At 60.0% G+C, this 16,252-nt stretch carries 15 protein-coding genes, 1 tRNA gene and 1 pseudogene; all 17 read right to left on the bottom strand.

Features of this window, described 5'->3' with window-relative positions; translation table 11 throughout:
- Positions 1 to 32: 32 nt before the first annotated feature.
- The 17 genes and pseudogenes from ACUVTA_RS04510 to ACUVTA_RS04430 all read right to left on the bottom strand — a co-directional run bounded on the left by ACUVTA_RS04510 (position 33) and on the right by ACUVTA_RS04430 (position 16,088).
- Positions 33 to 111: transfer RNA gene (locus ACUVTA_RS04510), tRNA-Arg, on the bottom strand.
- Positions 112 to 190: 79 nt separating this feature from the next.
- The gene (locus ACUVTA_RS04505) at positions 191 to 388 is read right to left on the bottom strand and encodes a ferredoxin (RefSeq protein WP_445951777.1); all 198 of its coding nucleotides are present in this window, start codon (positions 386 to 388) and stop codon (positions 191 to 193) included.
- Positions 389 to 442: 54 nt separating this feature from the next.
- Positions 443 to 1,304 (bottom strand): annotated as a pseudogene (aroF, locus tag ACUVTA_RS04500) (3-deoxy-7-phosphoheptulonate synthase).
- Positions 1,305 to 1,670: 366 nt separating this feature from the next.
- Positions 1,671 to 2,729, bottom strand: coding sequence for a histone deacetylase family protein (locus ACUVTA_RS04495; RefSeq protein ID WP_445951776.1), 1,059 nt, complete (start codon positions 2,727 to 2,729; stop codon positions 1,671 to 1,673).
- Between the two features lie 48 nt (positions 2,730 to 2,777).
- A complete protein-coding gene (locus tag ACUVTA_RS04490) occupies positions 2,778 to 3,059 on the bottom strand; it encodes a DUF4405 domain-containing protein (protein ID WP_445951775.1) in 282 nt (93 codons plus the stop codon).
- Positions 3,060 to 3,072: 13 nt separating this feature from the next.
- Positions 3,073 to 4,050, bottom strand: a complete 978-nt coding sequence (locus tag ACUVTA_RS04485) for an HD-GYP domain-containing protein (RefSeq protein WP_445951779.1) — start codon at positions 4,048 to 4,050, stop codon at positions 3,073 to 3,075.
- Positions 4,051 to 4,061: 11 nt separating this feature from the next.
- Positions 4,062 to 4,208 carry a hypothetical protein gene (locus tag ACUVTA_RS04480; protein ID WP_445951774.1) on the bottom strand — a complete coding sequence of 49 codons (147 nt, stop codon included), beginning with the start codon at positions 4,206 to 4,208 and terminating at the stop codon, positions 4,062 to 4,064.
- Positions 4,209 to 4,281: 73 nt separating this feature from the next.
- Positions 4,282 to 4,590, bottom strand: coding sequence for a response regulator (locus ACUVTA_RS04475; protein WP_445951773.1), 309 nt, complete (start codon positions 4,588 to 4,590; stop codon positions 4,282 to 4,284).
- A gap of 12 nt (positions 4,591 to 4,602) precedes the next feature.
- Positions 4,603 to 7,047, bottom strand: a complete 2,445-nt coding sequence (locus ACUVTA_RS04470; protein WP_445951772.1) for an ATP-binding protein — start codon at positions 7,045 to 7,047, stop codon at positions 4,603 to 4,605.
- A 168-nt stretch (positions 7,048 to 7,215) separates the two neighbouring features.
- The gene (locus ACUVTA_RS04465) at positions 7,216 to 7,851 is read right to left on the bottom strand and encodes a C40 family peptidase (RefSeq protein ID WP_445951771.1); all 636 of its coding nucleotides are present in this window, start codon (positions 7,849 to 7,851) and stop codon (positions 7,216 to 7,218) included.
- 128 nt (positions 7,852 to 7,979) lie between these two features.
- Positions 7,980 to 9,434, bottom strand: a complete 1,455-nt coding sequence (locus ACUVTA_RS04460; RefSeq protein ID WP_445951770.1) for a CCA tRNA nucleotidyltransferase — start codon at positions 9,432 to 9,434, stop codon at positions 7,980 to 7,982.
- A gap of 11 nt (positions 9,435 to 9,445) precedes the next feature.
- A complete protein-coding gene (locus ACUVTA_RS04455; RefSeq protein ID WP_445951778.1) occupies positions 9,446 to 10,813 on the bottom strand; it encodes an RtcB family protein in 1,368 nt (455 codons plus the stop codon).
- 117 nt (positions 10,814 to 10,930) lie between these two features.
- On the bottom strand, positions 10,931 to 12,040 hold the full coding sequence (gene alr, locus ACUVTA_RS04450; RefSeq protein WP_445951769.1) for an alanine racemase: 1,110 nt from the start codon (positions 12,038 to 12,040) through the stop codon (positions 10,931 to 10,933).
- On the bottom strand, positions 12,018 to 13,604 hold the full coding sequence (locus ACUVTA_RS04445) for an NAD(P)H-hydrate dehydratase (RefSeq protein WP_445951768.1): 1,587 nt from the start codon (positions 13,602 to 13,604) through the stop codon (positions 12,018 to 12,020). Before ACUVTA_RS04445 ends, alr begins: the two co-directional genes overlap by 23 nt.
- On the bottom strand, positions 13,567 to 13,989 hold the full coding sequence (acpS, locus tag ACUVTA_RS04440) for a holo-ACP synthase (RefSeq protein WP_445951767.1): 423 nt from the start codon (positions 13,987 to 13,989) through the stop codon (positions 13,567 to 13,569). The genes ACUVTA_RS04445 and acpS overlap by 38 nt, the downstream gene beginning before the upstream one ends.
- A 16-nt stretch (positions 13,990 to 14,005) precedes the next feature.
- Positions 14,006 to 14,755: a LytR/AlgR family response regulator transcription factor gene (locus ACUVTA_RS04435; RefSeq protein ID WP_445951766.1), complete on the bottom strand. Its 750-nt coding sequence runs from the start codon at positions 14,753 to 14,755 to the stop codon at positions 14,006 to 14,008.
- Positions 14,730 to 16,088 carry a histidine kinase gene (locus tag ACUVTA_RS04430; protein ID WP_445951765.1) on the bottom strand — a complete coding sequence of 453 codons (1,359 nt, stop codon included), beginning with the start codon at positions 16,086 to 16,088 and terminating at the stop codon, positions 14,730 to 14,732. The genes ACUVTA_RS04435 and ACUVTA_RS04430 overlap by 26 nt, the downstream gene beginning before the upstream one ends.
- Between the last annotated feature and the right edge of the window lie 164 nt (positions 16,089 to 16,252).

Genomic DNA, 16,252 nt, shown 5'->3' with positions numbered 1-16,252 from the left:
CCTTGATTTTCGCGGGTTTCAGGTCACCTTTATGGTGCGCCCGGCAGGAATCGAACCTGCGCCAAGACCCGGCTCCGGAGGCCGGCGCTCTATCCCCTGAGCTACGGGCGCAACAACATCATTATAAATCAGAACGCGGCAAAAAGCAAGATGCCGAAGAAGCGGGAAGCTCTGAACTCGGCGTGAGCCGCTATTCTTCAACCCAGCTTATGCATTGCCCCGGGCAGCTATCGATCGCCTCCTGGATGCAATCCTCACTGCCCCCGTGCGGATTGATAACCACCGCATGACCCGCATCCTCGTCCATCTTAAAAACTTCCGGGCACACCGCCTCACAGGTCCCGCACGCCTGACACCCGCTCGTTTCGATATACGGGATTCTAGCCATTGAGAAACCCCCTTCCAGAAAAAATTTGCTTTCATTAGAGATCCCTTCAGGCTACTACCCGCCAGCCTGTTTTTTAACCTTGCCCTCAGCCTCCCGCGCAACCCGCCCTATCGCCGCCGCAACCCGGCCTATTTCCTCCATCAGAGCGGCAAAGCGCGCGGGGGTCAAGGATTGCGGCCCATCACAAAGCGCCCGGGCGGGGTCTGGATGAACTTCTACCATCAAACCGTCGGCCCCAGCTGCTACAGCCGCCCGCGCCAAAGGGGTAACTAGCCGGTAGTTCCCGGTCGCGTAGCTCGGATCAACGATGACCGGCAGGTGCGAGAGCTCCTTCACTAAGGGGATAGCGCTCACGTCCAGGGTATTCCGCAGGCTGGTCTCAAAAGTCCGGATGCCCCGCTCGCAGAGGATGATTTCGTGGTTCCCCGCGGCAGCAATATATTCGGCTGCCACCAACCACTCTTCTACCGTAGCCGCCAGGCCGCGTTTCAAAAGTACGGGCTTTTTCGCCCTGCCCTACCTCGCGGAGCAACCGGAAATTCTGCATGTTCCGGGCGCCCACCTGCAAAATGTCCGCCTAGCGGGCCACAAGTTCGACATCCGGGGTATCTACAACCTCGGTTACCACCGGCAAGCCGGTAGCCTCCCGGGCGTGCGCGAGGAGTTTGAGTCCCTCCTCCTCCAACCCCTGGAAGGAATAAGGGGAGGTGCGCGGCTTAAACGCCCCGCCGCGCAGGATGTGGGCACCGGCCTCCTTCACCGCTTTGGCCGCCGTGATAAGCTGGGGCTCGTTCTCCACAGCACAGGGACCTGCAAGCACCACTACTTCTGCGCCGCCGATGGTCACACGTCCCACCCGAATGGCGGTTGTTTCCGGCTTTACCTCCCGCGCCACGAGTTTGTAAGGCCGCAAAATTAAGTTTTTCCCGCGGTACCACCCTAATTGACCATTTAAAAGGCCCGCTCTTTCCAGGATACGGGAAGCTCTTCGTGACGCCTCCGATATCCCCTCCCTTTTAACGGTGGGAGCTTCCGGCCCGGACTACCCACCCGGCACTCAACCCGACGTGTGAGTGCTGGGCTTCACCCGGCAGCTCCGGGGCGAACTCCGACCTGATAAGCTTCGCCGGGCTCGCACCCTCCCCGGCTCGCTGGGCAAGCCTTACCAGAGACCTACTTTACCTCTTCACAGCCTTTAACCTTATGGCGCAACTTTACAATTTTAAGAGTAATAATACCATATCTGGAGGCCACAGTAAAGAAGCCGGCACAAAAAATTTTTTCACGTCCGCAAGGGCGACCAAAAAGGCCGGTGCACCTCCTTTACAGCGGCCACGGCAGCCGCTACCTGCGGGTGCACGCGGGCGACCGGCACTTTCTCGCGGACCTGTTCTCCGGTAGCCGTCACACCTTCCAACCAAGCCGTCAGAACCGCCGCCACACACTCCCCGAGACCCTGCCGATCGTACCCTCCCTCAAGGACGCCGACCAGCCGCCCCGCCGCGTACTCATCAGCCACCCACCGCACCAGCACCGCCATCTCCCTGTAGCCGTCCGCGGTCAGGTTCATGCCTGCAATCGGGTCGCCCCGGTAGCCATCCTGCCCGGCCGAAACCAAAACCAACTCCGGCCGGTATGCTGCGGCCACCGGGAGAAGGATCTGCTCAAAAACATACCGCATATCAACATCCCCCGTAACGTTGGGAAGCGGCACGTTAATGTTGAACCCGGCCCCGGCGCCCTCACCCACGCGCTCAACCCACCCCGTCCCGGGATAGCCGGTCGCGCTGTGCGTCGAAAAGTAAAGGACTCCCGGATCTTCGTAAAATACCGCCTCGGTGCCGTTACCGTGGTGGTAATCCCAGTCCACGATCAGAATCCGCCCCAGGCCGTATTTACGGGCCGCGTAGCGGGCCGCTACCGCCACGTTGTTGAAGAGACAAAACCCCATCGCCCGGTCCGGCAGCGCATGGTGTCCCGGCGGCCGCACCAGCGCGAACGCCCGGTGCACCTCACCCGCCATCACCGCCTCCACCGCCGCAAGCGCCCCGCCTACCGCCAGCAGCGCCACCTCGTAACTCGCCGCGCTGGCAAAGGTATCCGGATCAAGATGCCCACCACCCGCCCGGCAAAAGGCTTCAACCCGCTCAATGTAGGCCGGAGAATGGACCAGCGCCACTTCTGCCGCGGTTGCCGCGCGGGGTTTGACCTCTGCTATCTTCTCCCGGATTCCTTTCTTTTCTAGCACCGCAAGCGTTTCGGTCAGTCGCTCCGGGCACTCCACGTGCCAGCCAGCCCCGTGGCGCAGGTAGGCCGGGTCGTAGATGAATCCTACCTCCATTTTCCTCCTCCCCTGCCGCCTGACCTGTTTTTTTAAAAACCGCCCTCGCTACCCCTTATCCCGCCCGAGGACGTGCCGGGTTATCACCACAATCCAGTTCCAGTGAAGGTAAAGGTGCAGGAGCACCAGGCCCGCAAAAATAAGCGCTAACCACTGGTGGATATCCGTCCAGGTGTGGCGGGTAAAGATAAAAACCGCCTCCGCCCCCCGGGACCTACCCCGCCCGGCACCGGGAAGAACAAGCCAGCGTACAAATCCCGACACCGCGAGACCAGCCCCCGTCAGAAAAAGAAGCCAGCCCAGCCAGTAGTTGAGCCGTACCTTGTTCACCGCCCCAAGCCCCCTAAGACTCCTTGTATTCCGACAAAACGCGGTTAATCTCCTGGAATGCCGTAAGCTCTTTACCCCGGTAACTCTCGTAAATCTCGTGGAGTGTAGGTTCAACCTTGCGGAAAATGTCTAGTACCTCGGGATCAAAGTGCTCCGGCTTCGTCCTGCCGTCTCCCTCCAAAATAATCCGCCGGGTAGTTTCCCTGTCGAAAGCAAGCTTATAAGACCGCTCACTCCGCAAAGCGTCGTAAATATCGGCCAGCATCACAATCCGCCCCGCAAGGGGTATCTGTTCACCCCGCAAGCCGTTCGGGTAACCCGAACCGTCGTACCGCTCGTGGTGACTAAGCGCAATCTCCTCTGCCGTCCGGATGACATCCGAGTTGCTTCCGGCAAGAATGCGCGCCCCGATAGTAGTATGCGCTTTCACTATGTCAAATTCCTCCGGCGTAAGCCGACCGGGTTTCAGGAGAATCCGGTCGGGGATCCCCACCTTGCCGATATCGTGCATCGGACTGGCCAATGATAAAAGCTCCACCTCCTGGGGCGATAGTCCGAGCGCCTCCGCAATCACCTGCGTGTAAAGCCCTATCCGGCTGATGTGGCGGGCCGTATCGCCATCGCGGTACTCGGCCACCACCGCCAGGCGGTAAAGGATTTCGTAGTAACTCCGCTTCAACTCCTCGTGCGTTCGGAAGAGCTCTGCCGTACGCTGCCGGACCAGCTGCTCCAGCATGATGCTCTGGTCCTGGAGAAAGTCCTGGTACTCCTTGACCCGGAGCAGGTTACTAAGCCGCGTTACGAACTCCGCCTTATCTACCGGCTTATCGAGAAAATCACTGGCGCCAAGAGCCAGCCCCTTAATCCGGGACTTCCGGTCACCGATTGCGGAGACGATCAGAATCGGGACATTAACGCCTTCAGGCAACGCCCTGATCCGCTGGCAAACCTCGAAACCATCCATCCCCGGCATCATAATATCCAGAACCACCAAATCGGGCTTTAGAGGCGCCGGAAAAGTTCGAGCGCCGTTTGGCCGTCCGTAGCTTTAGCTATAGCGACGCCTTCTTGCGCCAACATTGCCTCGTAGAGTTTGAGCGCTTTTTCTTCATCATCTACTAAAAGCACTAACGGCTGTCTGACTTTCATTCTGTAATCTTCCCTTCACTTTCTAAGAAATCCCCCACCACCCGCAGCAACTCGTTCCTCCTGATCGGCTTGGCTAAGTAGGCGTCAGCTCCTGCCGTGAGTACCATCTCCCGATCGCCGGGCATTGCCAGAGCGCCGTAACCGCCACCACCGGCATATCTTTCGTCGGCCCGTACGCCTTAAGGATCCGGACCGCGGAAAGGCTGTCCATTTCCGGAAGATGGATATCGAGAATTATCAGATCAACTTTTTCCGTCTCCGCCAGACGAATCCCTTCCGGAGCCCCGGCCGCCTCCCAAACCGCGTAACCGGCCCGTTCGAGAATAACCCGGTAAAGCTTCCTGGCTTTCGCGTCATCATCGATCACCAGGATCTTTTTCATTGCTTTCCTCCGTCAATGGTATGTCTTGTCAACGCCCAGGTCCTCGCGCGCATAGGTAAGAAGGGGGAAGTAAACGGTAAAGCGGCTCCCCTTCCCTGGTTCGCTCTGGACACTTACCGTACCGCCGTGCAGTTCCGCCAGTTTCTTTACCATCGCTAGGCCAAGCCCGGTACCCGAATAGTGACGGGTAAGCGAACTATCGAGCTGCTCAAAAGGCTTGAAAAGCCGCGGCAGGTCTTCTTCCGGGATTCCGATACCGGTATCCCAAACCGTGACCGCAAGCACGTTTCCTTCAATTTTGGCCTCCACACCTATTTTACCGCCGTCGGGAGTGAATTTAAAGGCGTTCGACAGCAAATTGAACAAAATTTGCCGGAACTTCCGCCCGTCCAGAACCCACTCCGACACACCTTCGGTAGAAACCTCCACCTGGATACCGTGTTTAGCCGCCTTCTCCCGAAAGAGCAGCACCGTTCCCCTGATAAAATCAGCCACGGGTATCTCCTCAAGGTAAAGCTTTTCTTTCCCCGCCTCAATCTTCGCCAGATCCAGGACATCGTTAATTAAAGAGAGTAAATGTTCCCCGCTCTCCATGATGTCCCGGAGGTACTCCCTTGCCTTTTCCGGCATATCAGGGAAGGAATCGCTCAAGAGCACGTCGGTAAAACCAATGATGGTGTTGAGCGGTGCCCGCAGTTCATGGCTCATCATGGCCAAGCATTCGCTTTTTAGCCGGTTTGCGCGCTCGAGCTCTATATTCATCGCTTTAAGCTCCCGGGTTCGCTCTTCCACCCGCCGCTCCAGGTTCTCGGCCATGGCCAGGACCTCCTGGTGAAGCCGCGCGTTGCTAAGCGCCACGCCAGCGTGGGCCGCCAGAAGCCTGACTGCCGCCTCGTCCGCCTCTGTTATTGGGCCTTTAGAGCTCCCAACACAGAGCGCCCCGATTACCCGGCCATCACCGAAAACCGGCACCCCCAAAAAGGCCTTGATGGCCCGGAGCGGCCGGCAAGAAGAGAACGCCATCTCCGCCTCGGTCAGACGCACAATATCTCCTTTTTCGAAAACCATCGCCGCTAAGCCCCCTCCCCCCGCGGTGCCCATTACCGCCCACTCCCGGCTTCCTTCGCCCGCCGCGAAGAAATGTGTTACCCCTTCCTCAGATCTGAGATGCAGGCAGGCGCAATCAGCCTCGACAATCCGCACCACTGACTGGGCTAACTTTTCGAGGATTACCGGAACCGAAAGGTTCCGGGTAACGTCAACAGCCGCCTCCCCCGCCGCCTCGAGGAGCCGGGCCTTTTTCTCCTCCGCGCGGCTTTGGGCTTCCTGTAAAGCCGTCACCATCCGGTTAAAGCTCTGGTAAAGCCTCCCGACCTCGTCCCGGCGGACCATCTCCTTTACCCGCACCGAAAGGTCGCCCGCCGCTACGCGGTCCGCCACCGCCGCCAGCTCGGCTACCGGCCGCGCCACTGCACTCGCCAAGAGTCCTACGAGGAATAGGGAAACCAAAAATACCGCTAAGCCGGTCAGGGCAAAAACGCCGGTAACCCGACCGAGACCTTCCAAAAGAACCTGGCGCGGGACGCTATAAGCGACGATGAAATAGTGGCTATCGTAGGGCCGGTTGAGGTAAACGCGGATAAAACCGTGAAGATGGTCGGCATCAGAAAACTGAAAACATGCATCTTTGATGCCGATAAGCGTAGCCAGGTCCGGCGCCACATCCTTGAGGGCAACCGTCCCCGAAGTCTCCCGCGAGGGGTTCTCGCCAGTCTTCCCCCAGTACAGAACCCTCCCCTTTCGGTCCACAAGGTAAATAGTGCCCTCTCGCATAACGGCAGGAGAATTCCGCAGCAGGGCAACAAAATCCGTATCCACAATCACGGCGCCGGAAGTTCGGCCGCCCTCAAGGACCGGTGCTACAGTACAGAGTAGGGGCCGCATCCCGCCCGTTTTCTTATCCGGCACCAAATAGATGTTAGCGGTAGCTCTCATCCCGGAGGATAACGCCACCGCCTCCCGAAAGCAAGGACACTCGCGCCACAGTTTTGCCGGGGCGAGCGCCGCGCCGCCTTGTTCACCGCGCCAGACTTCCCTACCGTCTGCCCGCATTACAACCACCCGTACCAGCGCGGGTTCCGCCGTAAAACCCTCCTTTACCACCACCGAAAGGCGGGGCACGGCACTCTGGGGCGCATGGCCACCTGGCACACCACTTAAGAGTTCCCTCACTTCGGGAAGGTTGGCAAAGTAGAGAGTTCGCTCCTTAATATCCATAATCCGGTGTTCCACCGCCCGGTGCGCCCAGTACTGAAGCTCTACCTCTAGCCGGCCGACAAGTTCTTGCTCCAGAACCTTCCTACTCTCGGAGTAGGTCCGGACGCCGAGAACGGAAAGGGCAGCCAACATGATTAGCGAAACAGCCGCCATGAGTTTGCCCCTAATCCCTAAGCGCATACGCGATAAGACCACCAGAGATAACTTCTTATTGCAAAAATCGACATACTTTGGGACATTTTCGACTAAACTTGCAATATTCCTTCCTGAAAGCGCTCTGGCGCGTAAAAAAATTCGGCAGGGACATCTCATCCCTGCCTCCGACCTATCAATTCGATTCGCTGGGGGCTACCTTTTTGCCTCCAGAAGACGCCGCGCACCGACAAGGTGGGAACTCCAGTAAGGCTCAGTAAGCGCGTCCACCCGCACGCAACCGCCACAAGAACTGGCATGGATGAAGCGTTCGTCACCACAATAGATCGCCGCATGATCGATACCGGAGCCTGAAATGCGGAAGAGGAGAAGATCTCCCGGCATAAGTTCCGCGCGCGCCACCGGAACGCCGCAGGAGTACTGGGCAGCAGCCGAATGAGGCAGGGCCACACCAAACCGACCGAAAACGTGTTTCGTAAAGCCGGAGCAATCAAACCCGGTCGCGGGGCTCTCCCCTGCCCAGCGGTAACGGATCCCGAGAAGAGAGCGAGCGTAGGCGAGAAGGTCGCGAATATCGTCGCCGGAGCGTGCCGGAAGCGGCGCCCGGTGCGCTACCACCTTCGGTCTTACCGCCCGGACAGAAGTCCACCGCGGCTGCGGCAGCCGGAGCACCTGCCCGGGGTTGAGCGCCTCCGAACGCAGGTTGTTCACCCGCTTGAGCGCCGCCACGCTGGTACCGTAGCGTCGGGCGATCACCCAGAGAGAGTCGCCCCGTTTGACGGTGTAGTAGCCTGACTTTGCGAACGCTGGTGGGGAAAAACCGGAAAGCACGAGTAGGAGAGAAAGTATCGTGGTAACAGCTACCAGACAACAAAATCGCCGTAGATACCGAAAAATATGCCTAAAAAAATGGCCGTACGTCCAAAAAACCAAAGCTATCACCTATAGCATTTTATTTTTTACACTCTTCGACGTGCCCGGCCATCTTCCTTGTGGATAAGAAATCTTTTGTAACTTTCCGTTCCGGTCAGTGCTTTTTCAAGCGCCTCCGCCTCGTTTGGTAAGCTTCCTTCCTGAACCCGCCGGAGCAGGTCATCAAGAACCCATTTCACTTGCGGACCCTCGCCCAAATACCGGGCCACAACCCGGCCGCTAAGCGCCAAATCTGCCGGGTAAAGCGGCACTCGCCCCAAAACACCCGCCACTAAAAACCGTAACCGTTCGTTTTCCGCCAGGCGTTCTTGAGCCCCAATCTTACCCCCTCGCAGGTCCGCATCCCGCAGGGCCAATAGCTGCATAACCGCGCCCGCCAACTCCTCCCGGTCCTTAAAATCAGGAGCTAAGCGCCGCAGCCACTTCACCACGTTTGCTTCCTGCGCCGGGGGGAAATTCATGTGGTGGCGAATGAGCCAAACGACGCGCCGCGCGCAAAGACCACCTACCCGCAGACGGCCCAAGATTTCCTGGGCCATCAGGCTCCCCACCTGCTCGTGGCGGTAATCAGACAGCTCCCCCCGCTTATTGAGCGCCCGCACACCAGGCATTCCCTTGGCGATATCGTGGAGCAACGCGGCCCACCGCAGCGTTACCTCCGGTGGAATTGACGCGACCACCTGCATGGTATGCTCCCAAACGTCGTAGGCGTGGTAGCGCGGATTTTGCGGCACGCCGTAAAGCCGGGTTAACTCCGGCAACACTGGAACCGTTTCTTCTTTCCCCGCCGTCCGTGCCCGGCACCGCGTTGACAGAAGGCCTGTTTCCCGAAGAAGGGCAAAGCCGCGGGCGGGATGCGGGCTCAAAAGAATCCGCTCGAGCTCCTCCCTGATTCGCTCTACAGATAAGCCCGCCACCCGGTCGCGGGCGCGGACAATGGCCGCGCGGGTGCTCTCCTCTACCGAAAACCCGTACTCCGCCGCAAACCGGCAGGCGCGAAACGGGCGCAGGGCGTCTTCCCGAAAGCGCTCGTCCGGATCACCGACAGCGCGCAAAATCCCCCGGGCCAAATCCTCCCGCCCGCCGAAAGGGTCGTAAAGCTGCCCCTGGCGGTCGAAAGCCATGGCGTTCACGGTAAAATCGCGCCGGGCGAGATCCTCTTCCAGCCGCGAAAGGAAATCCACTTTTTCAGGCCGGTGGGCGTCCGCCCCGTAAACCTCGGCCCGGAAGGTAGCCACTTCGATCTCCATTCCGTCAACAATAAAGGAAATGACGCCGAAGGCGGCGCCTTTAGGATACGCTTTCAGCCGGAACTTTTGGGCCAAGTGCAAAAGTTCCTCCGGGCGGGCGTTTGTCGCCACGTCGTACTCCCGGGGGACCCGCCCGAGCAAAATATCCCGGACGGCTCCGCCGACAACAAAAGCCTGAAAACCCGATTCTTCAAGAAGCTGTAGGACTTTCTCTACCGGTGCCGGAAACAAGCGCAGCCCCCCTAATCCTTGCCTTTAATGACGGCGAGCGGGCGCATCCGGACCACCTTTTTGGTGATCCCCACGGCAACTAGAGTCTCGACCACCTGTTCGATATCCTTGTAGGCCAGCGGCGCCTCGTCCACCATTTCCCTGTAGTTCCGCGTGTTGTAGAGCACCTCGCCCATCGCCCGTTCGAACTCCTCGCGGGTAATCTTCTTCTCCGCGGCCGTCCGGGAAAGGACCCTGCCCGCGCCGTGGTTAACGGAGAAGAAGGTTTCCGCCGCCTTCTCCGTCCCCACTAACACGTAGGAGGCCGTCCCCATGCTTCCGGGAACTACCGCTGGGTGGCCCGTATCCCGGTAAACCAGTGGGTTTGCCGGGTGGCCGGCGCAAAGCGCGCGGGTAGCACCTTTGCGGTGAACCAGCAGCCGCTGTCCGTGGTGTTTTTCCCACTTCGCGATATTGTGGGCGACATCGTAAACGGGCCGCATCCCTATGGCTTCCGCCGTAAAACCAAGGATATCGCTAAAGGCACGCATGACATCAGTCATGATGATCTGCCGGTTGGCAAAAGCAAAATTCACCGCGCAGGCCATCGCCTTGTAGTAATCCTGCCCCTCGCGCGAATCAATCGGCGCTGCCGCCAGGCCCTTGCTCGGCAGCTCAATCCCGTATTTTGGCGCCACCGCCGCCAGCCGCTTTGTGTAATCGGTGCAGATCTGGTGCCCGAAGCCCCGGCTACCCGTATGAATCATTACCGTAAGCTGCCCGCGGAAAAGGCCGAAGCGCGCCGCCAGTTCCGGGTCGTAAACGTCGGTTACCTCCTGAAGCTCAATGAAGTGGTTACCGCCGCCGAGCGTCCCTAACTGCACGGAGCCACGCGCGCAGGCTTCCCGGGAAACGGCCGTGATATCGGCCCCGGGAAGACAACCTCCTTCCTCGATGTACTCCAAGTGTCCCGAGGCACCGAAACCCGCCTCGATCACCGCCTGCACGCCCCTGTGGGCCACGTCCTCGAAGATGTGCGTCGTCAATCCCTTGTGTTTTCCCTTTTTCCCTATGCCCGTCGGCACGTAATCCTCGATCCGCTCCATCAGCCGGCGGAGGAGCAGCTTATCAAAATCCCGGGCCAAAAGGTCGCTGCGGATGAGCCGCACCCCGCAGTTGATATCCATGCCCACCGCGCCGCAGGAGATCACGCCGCCCGGCGCCACGGCCATCACGCCGCCAATCGGGAGCCCAAACCCTTCGTGAATATCGGGCATCCCGATTACCGGCTCCACCACCCCGGGCAAACAGGCCGCGTGCATTAGCTGCTCCAGTGACTTATCATCCCGTAAATACGGTAGGAGATGCTCGTTCACATAAACAACCGCATCGACGCGCATCTTTCCGTGGCGCGGTATGCGGTAACGGTTAAGACCGTCTCTTTTCAGCTCCACCAGAACCACCCCAACGCCAAACCGTTGAACGTAAAGCGCCGCCGGTAACGCTAAAGGTCGCACCTACAGATAGACCCGCGGCACCCGGGCGCTCACACCGCACACAACTTCGTAATTAATTGTGCCGATCTTCGCGGCAACCTCATCCACCGGCAGGCACACTTCTCCCTGACGCCCGAAGAGGAGAACCTCGTCTCCCGGCGTCACGCCCGCAATCCCGTTGACCGCCACGATAATCTGGTCCATGCAGACCCGTCCCACCACCGGCACCCGCTGGCCACGCACCAAAACTTCCCCGCGCCCGGAAAGCAACCAGCTGTAGCCGTCGCCGTAACCGACCGTAACCGTAGCCAGGACCGTAGGCCCCGCGGTCCGGTAGGTCCAGCCGTAACTTACCGGAAAGCCAGCGCCGACCCTTTTTACCTGCGCCACCCGCGCTTTTAAACTCATCACCGGAGAGAGTTTTACCCCGCCGCAAACCGGTGAAGGGTAAAGGCCGTAAAGCATAATTCCGGGACGCACCATATCCAGGCGCGCTTCTGGGAAACGAATCAGGGCCGCGCTGTTTGCCGCGTGCCGGTAGCGAACCGATAAGCCGCGCCGCTCTAGCTCCCGGCAGAAAGCCAGAAACCGCTCGAGCTGCCACCGGGTTGGCTCTTCGTCAGCCATGTCGGCACAGGCGAAGTGGGTAAAAAGCCCCTCCACCTCCACCCGCAGCAACCCGGCAATAGCAAGGGCAGCTTCCACCCCGGCACCGTCGGCGGGAAGCCCCAGCCGGCCCATACCCGTATCCACCTTAAGGTGAAGGCGGAGCCTTTTTTTCTCCTGCTGCGCGGCCCCCGCTAACAGCCGGGCAACATCCACGTCGTAGGCGGCAAGAGAGACATCGGCCGCAACCAGCGCCGCGCATTCGTCGGGATAAACATACCCTAAAACTAAAAGGGGCGCCGCAACTCCCGCCCGCCGAAGTTCCAAAGCCTCACCGCCCCTGGCAACGCCCAGCCAGTCCACTCCTTCGGAAACGAGCGCGCGGGCGACCGGAACCAGCCCGTGGCCGTAGGCATTCGCCTTCACTACCGCCATTACCGCCGCCCCGCCGGCCAGGCGCCTCACTTCCCGCAGGTTGGCAGCCAGTGCTCCGAGGTCTACCTCAGCCCAGACCGGATACGCCATTCACAACCTCCCTAAGCCTCTCGATTTCCCGGCAGGCGGCCGGTAAAAAGCGAAGGATGTCTCCGGCGGTAAGCCCCATCTCTCCCGTCTCGCCCGCCGCAAGATCCCCTGCCCGCCCGTGCAAGTAAACGGCCGCGGCCGCGGCCCGGAAGGGATCGAGACCTTGGGCGATCAGGGCCGCAACCACGCCGGTGAGCACGTCGCCGCTACCGCCCGTCGCCATACCCGGATTCCCGGTAGTATTAATACCCAGGTAACCATCCGGACTCGCGACCACCGTCCGGGCCCCTTTTAAAACAACCACCGCCTGCCATTCCCGAGCCGCTTCCGCCGCGCAGCCGACCCGGTCCGCTTCCACTTCCGCCACACTTTTACCCGTTAGCCGCCCCATTTCCCCCGGGTGCGGGGTAACTACCAACGGCACTGTTCGCGCGGCCGGCAAACCACCTCCGGCCGCAAAAGCGTTAAGCCCGTCGGCATCGACCACCAGCGGGCAGCCAGCCGCCCGGACCAGCTCCTGGACCAGCGCGACCGTTTCCGCGTGCTGCCCGAGCCCCGGCCCCAGCGCTAAAACCGCCTTCCTTTTTAAAAGCGCCGCAACCGCCGGAAGAGCTTCCCGGCTCAGCGCCCCTTCCGGCGTCTCCGGCAAGCCGGCAGTCATAACCTCGGTGAGCTTGCCCGCCGCCACATCCTGCAGGCTGCGCGGCACGGCCAGCGTTACCAGCCCCGCCCCGCTTTTCAGCGCCCCCTGCGCCGTAAGACACGCCGCCCCGATCATCCCGCGGGAACCTCCCACAACCAGGACGTGGCCGAAATTCCCTTTGTGGGCCGTGGCCGGGCGCGGCGCAAACCAGGAAGAAACCAGTTCTGGCGTCAAGAGGTACCGCCCCGGTCCCTCGCCATCCGTGAGGGCGCGCGGCAGCGAAATGTCGGCCACTACCAACTTTCCGCAGTATTGCGCCCCAGGCGCGAGCACCAAACCAATTTTGGGGAGACCGAAGGTTACCGTCACCGTCGCCCGGATACAGGGCCCATTAACCCGCCCAGTATCGGCCTCCAGACCCGAGGGCAAATCCACGGCCACCACCGGCCTGCCTGCAGCGTTAACCGCTTCGATCGCCCTGCCCGCCTGACCCGCAGCCTTCCCCCGGAAACCCGTCCCGTAAAGGGCGTCCACCACAGCATCCGCCTGCAGCAGCGCTATTTTTAAAAGCTGTAGGCTCCCGGAGGTTGCTATCTGAAAAGACTCCTGGCCCAGGCGCTGCCAGATCGTGAAGTTAACCGCTGCGTCGCCCGCGATCTCTTCCGGAGCGCAGAATAAGAAAACCTTGGGCGCTGCCCCCCGCTGGAGGAGGTGGCGCGCCGCGACCAAGCCATCCCCGCCGTTATTCCCCTTGCCGCAAAGAACAACGACCCTTTTCCCCCCGAGCCCGCCTAACAGCTTTTCCACCGCGTCTGCGACGCTGCGGCCCGCATTCTCCATCAGGAGTAGCCCGGGGATCGCGTACTCCTCTATCGCCCGGCGGTCAATCTCCCGCATCTCCCGGGCCGTGACCAGGCGCAAAAAACGCTCCCCCTCCCTCGGCAACGGCAAAGGCTACCGCCGCACCGCCGTCGTGGGCGATGCTCAGGTGCAACCGCCGCACCCCCCGCAGTTCTGCCACCGCGGCCGCCCGGCCCCGCAGTAAAACATACGGGCGGCCGTCCGCGTCGTTCAGAATCTCTACTTCGTTAAATCCGGCGCCTACGCGTCCCGTACCGAGCGCCTTCAACACCGCCTCCTTGCCCGCAAAGCGGCCCGCCAGGTGCAACATTTTCGCCGCCTTCCGCGCGCAGTAAGCTTGCTCGGCCGGGGTGTAAACCCGGTTCAGGAAACGTGCCCCCCAGCGCGCGTGCAACCGCTCGATCCGCGCCACCGCTACGATATCCGTCCCGATGCCGACGAGCACCGCCCGCTTCTCCTTCTTAGAAGCCGAGAATCCGCCGGAGCTTCTTTGCCTGCGCCCGCGAGAGCGGCACTTCGCTCCGCTCCTTATCGTCTACAACCAGCGAATAGGTCCCGTTGAAGAACGGGATAATCTCCTTAACCTTGTGCAGATTTACGATGAAACACCGGTGCGTCCGGAAAAAGACGGTGGGGTTGAGCCGCGCCTCAAGCTCCTTCAAAGTGAAGTGGAGCAGGTACCGGTCGGCGAAGGTCTTAACGTAGACCGCGTCCCCCTCGGTAAAAATGTAGACGATATCGCTTTCGTTCACCAGTACCGTCTTCCCGTTTTTCTCGGCAGGGAGACGGCCGATCCGGATGGCCGGTTCCGCCTGCGTCGCCGCCGCCGCGCCGTTGCCGGACTCGCGCATCAGTTTCAATACCTTGTTTACCGCTTTACGCAAACGCTTCTCGTCAATCGGCTTCAGGATGTAGTCGACAGCGTTCACGTCAAAGGCCTTTACCGCGTACTCGTCGTAAGCGGTAACGTAAATCACGTAGGGTGGGTTCGGCAGCTCCTGAATCACCGCGCCGAGATCCAGACCACTCATCCCCGGCATAGCAATATCCAGAAAGAGCACCGAATAATCGAGCGCCTTGATAAGCGACAGGGCTTCCTGCGCGTTGGCGGCCTCGCCAACAATCTCCACGTTATCGATTTTCGAAAGCGCGTACCGCAACTCCTGGCGTGCGGGGTATTCGTCGTCAACGATTAACGCTCTTAGCTTCAAGAGCGCCTCCCTCCTTGCTCTCACCCAGCTGTTTCGTCAGCGGGATGCGAAATTGCACTATCGTTCCCTTGTTCGGTTCGCTCGTCACCTGTAAACCATAGTTCTCGCCAAAAAGACCCTTCAGTCGCTCGTTCACGTTTGAAAGTCCCACACCACTGCCGGAACCGAAGCCCGGAGTGAAGATCTTCGGGAGGATCTCCGGGGGAATCCCGACACCGTCGTCCGCAATCTCCACCGCCATCTCGTCACCCACCCGGCGTACCGCAATCCGCACCGTGCCCGGATCGACCTTCGGCATGATGCCGTGTTTGATCGCGTTTTCGACTAGCGGCTGCAAGGTGAGAATTGGTATCTGGTAATCAAAAAGGCTCTTATCAATGCTCCGGACAATCCGGAGCTTCTCCCGGAAGCGCGCCTTTTCCAGCACCAGATAGGTGTTAACGCAATCCCATTCCTCCTGGAGCGTGGTAAAGTGCCCCGTTGATTTGAGCGCGTGCCGGAAGAAAGAGGCTAACCGGATGAGCAGCCGCCGGGCCGTTTCCGGGTTGGCCCGGCTGAACATCACGATGGTGTTGAGCGTGTTAAAAAGGAAGTGCGGGTTAATCTGAGCCCGCAGCGCCTCAAGTTCGGCCTTCATCGCTAATTGCGACTGCCGCTCTAACTCGGCAAGCTCCATCTGGACCCCCAAAATCTGCGCAATACCAATCGCCAGGTTAATCGTGATCTGGGGTAGCGGCCCTTCCTCCGTCCGGTAGAGTTTGAGGGCTCCCACGACCTCGTCGCGGCACTTGAGCGGCACGATCACCACGGCACCTAACGGGCACTGGCAATCCTTTACCGGGCACTGGAAATCCGCCCGCCGCTCCACAATCTTGATCTCTCCGGTCAGGATCACCTGCTTGGTCGCGTGGGTTACGATCCCGCCACCGGGAGGGTGGCGCTCACAGCCAGGGCCTAAAAAGGCGAGGATCCGCTCCCGGTCGGTTATCGCCACTGCCGGCACATCGCCGATCCGTTGGATGATCTCGGCGATCTTGTGGGCCGTCTCTTCGTTAAGCCCGTGGCGCATGTAAGGCAGGGCCGCATCGGCGATCTTGAGCGTCGGGTCGATGGTCTGGCTATCCATCCGTAGCGTAGCCCGCTGCCGGGCTTCGCTCTGGCGCAAAAAGAAGAAGGTGAGGGAGTTGACGCCCGCCAGGACAAGCGCCGCCAACCAAAAATTCGGCCAGACAGCCACCACCAACCCCAAAAGTAAAAACTGCAAAAAAGCCATTTTCGTCGCCGTGTCCGCCACTGCCTCTTTCAGAAAGCGAACCATAAGCAACCCTTTCAATAACCGGCTATTTGTTTAAAATATACTATAAAATACCTTGGCCGTAAACGACATTCTTCGAGAGTGAGGCCGCAGGCAAGGCGCTTACAACCCGCAGAGAAGTTGCGTTAGTTCGAGTAAAATTTGAGTAGGGGTAACAGGATACATTAGAGGAATAAGTTGGT

The organism is Thermodesulfitimonas sp. (assembly GCF_052743955.1).
Note: the sequence above shows the minus strand (reverse complement) of the source record. Positions and strands in the feature narration are given on the sequence as shown.